We start from the raw sequence: 6,808 nt of genomic DNA on the forward strand, positions 1-6,808 counted from the left end.
GAGAACGCCCGCGCGCGCCGGTTGGCACCGCGCTCGAGCTCGTCCCATGTCAGCGCGTCCTGCCCATGGCGGACGGCGATCGTGCCGGGTGGTTTGCGCTCAGCGTACCAGCGCGGCACGTCGGACAGGGGCAGCAACATCAGGTGTTTCCATTTCGTTTTCTTGGCGTCGCCTCGGATGAGGCGGTCGCGGGGCGAAGTGTAGCAGCCGGCCAGCGCGACGCTGTGACTCCTGCGCCACGTCAAGCACAAAATGTCAGCATCACAGCCATGAATTTCCCGGGTTCCATGGGTGACAAGCCGGCGATAAAGAGGCAAAAATCTGGCTCGACTCAGTTCGGGTTGAGTTTTGCAAGGAATGCTCTCGTAGAATGTCGTCCCTGATTGCATTGCGTCGTGCGGTGCTCCTTCTCGTTGCCGCAGCAGGATGTCTTCTGCTGACGCTACCGCATGTCCAGGCGCAATGGTGGAAGCGCGCGCCGGTCGACTTCGAAGAATGCGCCGACGCCGCCGAGAAGGCCGCGACCAAGGCCGAGAAGACATCCGCGCTTGCCAACTGCAACGCCAAGTTTGCCGGCCGCCGCAAGCCAGGCGGCGGTTATTCCTATTACGACTTCCTGCAGGATCGCACCTTCGACATCGCCGGGCCCAACCCGACGCCGGAGGAGCAGAAGAAGATCGACGAAGCCTACACCGCCTATCTCGCCAAAGAGCGGCGCAGTAACGAAGCCGCCCAGGCAACCGCGCGCCAACAGCGCGAGCAGCAGGAGCAACAGGCGCGGCAACTGCAGCAGATCGCATTGCGAACCGACGTCGAGCGCGTGCCTATCCCCGCCGAGCGACCGAAGGTGCAGCAGACCGTAGGTCCGCGGCCGAAGGGCGCAACCTGCACCAAGGGCTCGTTCTCCTGCGAATGGCCGCGGCTATCGGAAAGCTTGAACGATCTGAAGAAGCTGTTCAACCCGATCCCGAGCAAGCCGGCGAAGAAGAGCTGAGTTTTCTCGCACCGACTTGTAGGGTGGGCAAAGGCGCGCGCTTCGCGCGCCGTGCCCACCACTCCGGCAAGACAAAGTACGATGGTGGGCACGCTTCGCTTTTGCCACCCTACAAGCCGCAATGACGAGTTGGATGGAGATCAACTCCCACCCTCAGTTCGTGCGCCTCTTCTTGCTGTGCCTCGGTTTGACCACCGGCGCCGTCGCGGGCTCGCTAACTGTCGGCGAACTGCCCAACTGCGACCGGCTCTCCTGCAATCGCCTATCATAACCGGGAGAGTTCAAGACCGTCGGCGGCCTCGCGTGAGCGAGCGTCGATGCGCCGCAGAACGCGGCAAGCGCGAGCCCGATTACAAAACCACGCTTCATCACGTTCCTCCCTCGCACTCAAGCCACGCCGCGGATCTGCGGCGGCGTCAGATGCGGCGGTCCGTTGCCGGCCGCCTCGGCTTGCTTGATCAGCGCAACAATGCGGCGCATCAGCGGCACCTCGACATGGCTTTGCTCGGCGAGCGCGATGACTGCGCCCTGGAGATAGTCGATCTCGGTCTTGCGGCCCTGTTTCAGGTCCTGCCACATCGAGGAGCGCGCCTCGGGATCGATCTTCATGGTTCGTCCCAGGATCGCGTTGAAGATCATGTCGGGGAGCCGCAGCAAGGCGGGCGTCCAGTTCATCGGGATCGGCGTCGCCGAGACCGGCGCGATACCGGCGGCCTTCAGCGCGGCGAGCCCCTCGGCCATCTGGTCCGCGAACAGCCTGCGCCAGTCGCGGTTGGCCAGTTGCGCGGCGAGCGGCATGTCGGACAGCGCGCTGAGCGCATTGTTCAGATTGATGATCAGCTTGCCCCATTGCACGCCGGTGATGTCGCCGCTCGCGCGCATGGCAAGGCCGGGCACCGAGAGCGCCGCCGCCGTGTTCTCGGCATCCTCGCCGATATGGATGTCGCCGGAGGTCGAGCGATGGAAGCGTCCCTCGCCCATTGCAATCACGTTGAACGGCACCATACCGGCGAGCACGCGGCGGCGGCCGAGCCGCTCGCGCAGCACCGCGACATTGCCGACGCCGTTCTGAAGCGAGACGATGACGGCATCCTCGGGCGCATGCTGTGCGATCTGGTCCGCGACATCGGCGGTGTCGGCGCTCTTCACCGTGACCAGCACGATGCCCGCGCTGTGGAAGATCGAAGGATCCTCCGACAGCGCGAGCTGGCCCGCACCGAGCTTCTTCTCGGAGCCGTCGAAATCGGTCAACCGCAGGCCGAACCGCTCGATCTCGGTCTTCATCCGCGGCCGCACCAGCAGCGCGACGCGGCGGCCCGCGGTCGCCAGCATGCCGCCGACGAAGCAGCCGATGGCACCCGCGCCGGCCAACACGATCGGTCGATCCGTCATCACTTGGCCTTGCTCCCTGAACGACCCGCCCTCGATAGCAGAGGCGAGACCGGCTGCCCATCACGTCGCATCCGCCTTGTAACCGTCATGAGAGCCTCATATGTTTTTGCCCCGGGGGGCAGTCAGCGGCGAGCGCTCGCCGAACGAGACGCCAAAGGAGAGCACCATGGGTCTACTCGACGTCCTCAACGGCATGCAGAACGGCCCCCGCGGCCCCTCTACGCCGAGCTCCGAGAAATCCTCCGGCGGCATGTCGCCGATGACCATGGCGTTGCTCGGGCTGCTCGCGACCGTCACCGGCCTTGACGCCTGCGCGACGCCGCGTAAAGGCCGGACAAGCGCAAATTGAGCCGAACAACGAATTCGGGGGGGACCGATTTGCTGAGCGCGATAGCCGCCGTTTTCATCGTTGCGTACGCAGCCATCGCGCTCGAACACCCGCTCGGCGTCAACAAGAGCGCTTCGGCTCTCCTGGGGGCGGGCCTGCTCTGGACCATCTATGCGATGTCCGTCGGCGACGCCTCGCTTGTCAACCACCAGCTCGACGAATCCGTCGCATCGACTGCGCAAATCGTCTTCTTCCTGATCGGCGCCATGACGATCGTCGAGGTGATCGACGCCCACAACGGCTTCGAAGTCATCACCTCGATCATCCGCACCACGAAGCAGACCACTCTGATGTGGATCATCGGCTTCGTGACGTTCTTCCTGAGCTCGATCCTCGACAATCTGACAACCACCATCGTGATGATCTCGCTGATCCAGAAGCTGATCGGCAACAAAAACGACCGCCTGCTGTTTGCGTCCATCATCGTGATTGCCGCCAATGCCGGCGGCGCCTGGACCGTGATCGGAGACGTCACGACGACGATGCTCTGGATCGGGGGGCAGATCACGCCTGTCAGCATCATGAAGGCGGTGTTCCTGCCGTCACTGCTCAATTTGCTGATACCCCTGCTCATCATCGGCTACTCTGTCAGGGGGAAGGACATCGGTCCGCCGCTGCAGCGGGAAGCGCAGGCTCTCAGGGTCGAGCTGTTCGAGCGCAATCTGATGTTCTATCTCGGGCTCGGTACACTGGTCGCGGTCCCGGTTTTCAAGGCCGTGACGCACCTCGCCCCCTTCATGGGCATCCTGTTCGGGCTGGGGATCCTCTGGCTGGTCGGCGAGATCGTTCACCGCCACAAGGACGAGGATGCGCGTCGCCCCCTCACCCTCGTCCATGCGCTGACCCGCATCGACATGAGTTCCATCGTGTTCTTCGTCGGCATCCTCATGGCCGTCGCGTGCCTGGAGCACGCCCGCGTCCTCGAGCTGTTGGCCAAATGGCTCGACGCCACGGTCGGTCGTCTCGACATCATCGTCATCCTGCTCGGCCTCTTGAGCGCCATCATCGACAACGTGCCGCTCGTCGCGGCAACGATGGGCATGTACAATCTGACGCAATATCCGCCGGACAGCTTCATCTGGGAGTTCATCGCCTATTGCGCCGGCACTGGCGGCTCGATCCTGATCATCGGCTCGGCCGCGGGCGTTGCCGCCATGGGGCTCGAGAAGATCGAGTTCTTCTGGTACGCCCGCCGCATCGCAGGTCCCGCGCTCGTGGGATATCTGGCCGGAGCGGTGGTATACATCGTACAGTATGCGGCGCTGAATTGATCGGCACGGCCGAGATCCAAATTAACGCCGGGTTAACGTAATTCTTTAGCTCCTTAAGTCACCTCTTAAGGATTTCTTGCCAGAGATAGAGAATGCAGAAGGCCCGCGTCCGGCGTGGGCAGGAATCGTGTTGCTTGATGAGTAACCCCGCTGAAAAGCCCGAGGTTGTGGAGCTTCCGGCCGAGCCGGTGAGCGCTCCATCGGCGAGCAGCCGAAGGGCTGCGGCGCAGCGGGTGCGCGAGGCCCGCGACAAGTTAACATCGACCAGCGGAACCCGGCCGGCCTTCGACGCCGAGATGCTGCGTCAATACGCCCAGACGCGGCTATCGGCTTCCTACGTCGTGATGCTGCTGGTGGTCGCGACCGGCGTGCTGTTCGGGCTGTGGATGCAGCCGATCCCGGCCGCAGCCTGGACCGCGGGCATGCTCTGCATTCACAGCGCCATGATCCGCAGTTGCCGGCGGTTCCTGACCGAGCCCAGCTCTCCAGCCGCGACGCGGGCATGGCGGACGCGCTTCGTCGTGCTCGACCTGCTCTATGGCCTGTGCTGGATGGCGATCCTGATCCATCCCGTGCTCGATATGGTCACGGAAACGCTGATGATGTTCCTGATGCTGCTGGTGATCGCAGTATCGAGCATGCTCGCCGCCAATCTGCCGATCGCCGCCCTTGCCGCCACCGCGCCGGTCGCGGTCGCAATGGCGCTGAGCTTCGCGATGACCGGCTCGCTGGACAATTACGTCCTGGCTGCGCTGGCGCTCGCCGCCGAAGGCTACTTCGTGCTGCTGGCGCATCGCCTGCACTCCTCCACCTTCGCCACGCTGGAAGCACGCGCCGAAAAGGACGCGCTGATCGGCGAGCTCGAACAGGCCAAGGCGATCTCGGACGAAGCGCGCCATCGCGCCGAATCCGCCAACGTCGCCAAGTCGCGCTTCCTCGCGCAGATGAGCCACGAGCTGCGCACGCCGCTGAATGCCATCCTTGGTTTCTCCGAGGTGATGAAGAGCGAGATTTTCGGCGCGCATGCGGTACCGGTCTACAAGGAGTACTCGGCGGACATCCACAATTCGGGCGTGCACCTGCTCAACCTCATCAACGAGATCCTAGATCTGTCGCGGATCGAGGCCGGCCGCTACGAGCTGAACGAGGAAGCGGTGTCACTGGTCGGCATCGTCGCCGACTGCCATCATCTGATGAAGCTGCGTGCCTCGAGCCGCGGCATCACCATCCACGAAGTGTTCGAGCAGGCCATGCCGCGGCTCTGGGCCGACGAGCGCGCGATCCGCCAGGTCGTGCTCAATCTGCTGTCCAACTCGATCAAGTTCACCCCGCAGGGCGGCGAGATCTGGCTCAAGGCCGGCTGGACCGCTTCGGGTGGACAATATCTCTCGGTGAAGGATTCCGGCTCCGGCATTCCCGAGGACGAGATCCCGGTCGTGCTCGCCTCGTTCGGCCAGGGCTCCAACTCGATCAAGTCGGCCGAACAGGGCGCCGGTCTCGGTCTGCCGATCGCCAAGAATCTGATCGACCTGCATGGCGGCACGTTCACGCTGAAATCCAAGCTGCGCATCGGCACCGAGGTGATCGTCACCTTCCCGCCGGAGCGCGTCATGAGCGCGCTTGCACCGCTGTCGGATGATTCTCCGCCGCTCCAGCCGGAGAGTTCCGTACTGCCCGACGAGAAGCGCCGGCCGCGCCACAAGCCGATCATGAGCGCAGGCACGGGCTCGTAACCAGATGCTTGCAGACATGCCCGACAATCCCCCACTATGTCCGAATGAGCAAAGAAACGCCGTGCGTCGCAGTCTGCATGATCGATCCCAGGACCAAGCTATGCTTCGGCTGCGGCCGGACCTTGCCCGAGATCGCGCGCTGGCACGCCATGGAAAGCGCGGACCGGCTCGCGGTCATGGCCCTGTTGCCGGCACGCATGACGGAAGCTGGACTTGTGCCGATCGTGGGATCTCTCAAACGCACCTGAGCGGCCTGCGCGCCTCCGGAGGCGCGCAATGATCCGCTTCCTGCTCGTTCTCGTCATGCTCGCCGGCACGGCAGGTGCGGTCGTCGCCTATGGTGATCCCGATCAGATCGCGCGCGCCAGCCACAAGGTCTCGCACATTTTTCGCGCGCAGACGGCGACGCCCGCCCCCGCCGTGCAGATCCCACGCGGCCAGGGCGGCGAATTTGCGCTGCGTGCGAAGATCAACGGTGTCGCAGCGCCGATGGTGATCGATACCGGTGCGACGTCGGTCGTGCTGACCTGGGAAACCGCGAAAGCAATCGGGCTGCCGCTCGAGATGCTCGAATACGACGTCGATCTCGAAACCGCCGGTGGTCATACCAAGGCAGCTCGCCTCACGCTGGAGCGCCTCTCCGTCGGCCATCTGGTTGAAAAATCGGTGCCGGCCCTCGTCGTCCAGCGCGGGCAGATGAAGACCAATCTGCTCGGCATGAGCTTCCTCGACCGCCTGGAAAGCTGGGGCGTCCGCGCCGACAAGCTGATGCTCACGGGCTATCCCGAGCTTCAGAGCGGCCACCGCCGCTCGCGCACGGCGATCGACTAAAGCGCGATGCGATCAGGATGGATCGCCATCGGGCTTCAGGTTGTTATTTAAGCATGATCTTTTCGGAAAACCGCTGCGCACTTTTCCGGATCATGCTTAGCCGACTTACGCCGCCTCGGCCGGCACGCGTGCACCGACGCGCGCGATCGCATCGCGCAGCACTTCGAGGCCGGCTTGCCTTCCATCCAATAGGCCCACT

Annotated in this window: 8 protein-coding genes; 6 read left to right on the forward strand and 2 right to left on the reverse strand. The window is 63.9% G+C overall.

What is annotated here, in order from left to right; genetic code table 11:
* Nucleotides 1–370: 370 nt before the first annotated feature.
* On the forward strand, nt 371–994 hold the full coding sequence (locus MOV75_RS22435) for a hypothetical protein (protein ID WP_247006633.1): 624 nt from the start codon (nt 371–373) through the stop codon (nt 992–994).
* Nucleotides 995–1,147: 153 nt separating this feature from the next.
* Here MOV75_RS22435 and MOV75_RS22440 read toward each other — a convergent pair whose 3' ends face one another.
* Nucleotides 1,148–1,363 carry a hypothetical protein gene (locus MOV75_RS22440; protein ID WP_247006634.1) on the reverse strand — a complete coding sequence of 72 codons (216 nt, stop codon included), beginning with the start codon at nt 1,361–1,363 and terminating at the stop codon, nt 1,148–1,150.
* Nucleotides 1,364–1,381: 18 nt separating this feature from the next.
* A complete protein-coding gene (locus MOV75_RS22445) occupies nt 1,382–2,389 on the reverse strand; it encodes a 2-dehydropantoate 2-reductase (protein ID WP_247006636.1) in 1,008 nt (335 codons plus the stop codon).
* Between the two features lie 163 nt (nt 2,390–2,552).
* On the opposite strand from MOV75_RS22445, the gene MOV75_RS22450 reads away from it, so the two are divergent.
* The 5 genes from MOV75_RS22450 (at nt 2,553) to MOV75_RS22470 (ending at nt 6,609) form a co-directional block, all read left to right on the forward strand.
* Entirely contained in the window at nt 2,553–2,735 is a 183-nt protein-coding gene (locus MOV75_RS22450; protein ID WP_247006637.1) for a hypothetical protein, read from the forward strand.
* 29 nt (nt 2,736–2,764) lie between these two features.
* Nucleotides 2,765–4,045, forward strand: a complete 1,281-nt coding sequence (gene nhaD, locus MOV75_RS22455; protein ID WP_246930072.1) for a sodium:proton antiporter NhaD — start codon at nt 2,765–2,767, stop codon at nt 4,043–4,045.
* A gap of 137 nt (nt 4,046–4,182) precedes the next feature.
* Nucleotides 4,183–5,778 (forward strand): HAMP domain-containing sensor histidine kinase, encoded by a 1,596-nt coding sequence (locus MOV75_RS22460; RefSeq protein WP_246930070.1) that lies wholly within the window; start codon nt 4,183–4,185, stop codon nt 5,776–5,778.
* A 44-nt stretch (nt 5,779–5,822) separates the two neighbouring features.
* Complete coding sequence (locus MOV75_RS22465) at nt 5,823–6,026, forward strand: DUF1289 domain-containing protein (protein ID WP_246930068.1); 204 nt, start codon at nt 5,823–5,825, stop codon at nt 6,024–6,026.
* Nucleotides 6,027–6,054: 28 nt separating this feature from the next.
* The gene (locus MOV75_RS22470; RefSeq protein ID WP_246930066.1) at nt 6,055–6,609 is read left to right on the forward strand and encodes a TIGR02281 family clan AA aspartic protease; all 555 of its coding nucleotides are present in this window, start codon (nt 6,055–6,057) and stop codon (nt 6,607–6,609) included.
* Nucleotides 6,610–6,808: the final 199 nt, after the last annotated feature.

It is taken from the genome of Bradyrhizobium sp. PRIMUS42 (assembly GCF_023006515.1).
GTDB lineage: Bacteria > Pseudomonadota > Alphaproteobacteria > Rhizobiales > Xanthobacteraceae > Bradyrhizobium.

Excerpts from the sequence above, each read along its gene's own strand:
- MOV75_RS22435 (WP_247006633.1), top strand. The coding sequence starts at position 371 with ATGTCGTCCCTGATTGCATTGCGTCGTGCGGTGCTCCTTCTCGTTGCC.
- MOV75_RS22440 (WP_247006634.1), bottom strand. The coding sequence starts at position 1,363 with ATGAAGCGTGGTTTTGTAATCGGGCTCGCGCTTGCCGCGTTCTGCGGC.
- MOV75_RS22450 (WP_247006637.1), top strand. The coding sequence starts at position 2,553 with ATGGGTCTACTCGACGTCCTCAACGGCATGCAGAACGGCCCCCGCGGC.
- MOV75_RS22460 (WP_246930070.1), top strand. The coding sequence starts at position 4,183 with ATGAGTAACCCCGCTGAAAAGCCCGAGGTTGTGGAGCTTCCGGCCGAG.
- MOV75_RS22465 (WP_246930068.1), top strand. The coding sequence starts at position 5,823 with ATGAGCAAAGAAACGCCGTGCGTCGCAGTCTGCATGATCGATCCCAGG.
- MOV75_RS22470 (WP_246930066.1), top strand. The coding sequence starts at position 6,055 with ATGATCCGCTTCCTGCTCGTTCTCGTCATGCTCGCCGGCACGGCAGGT.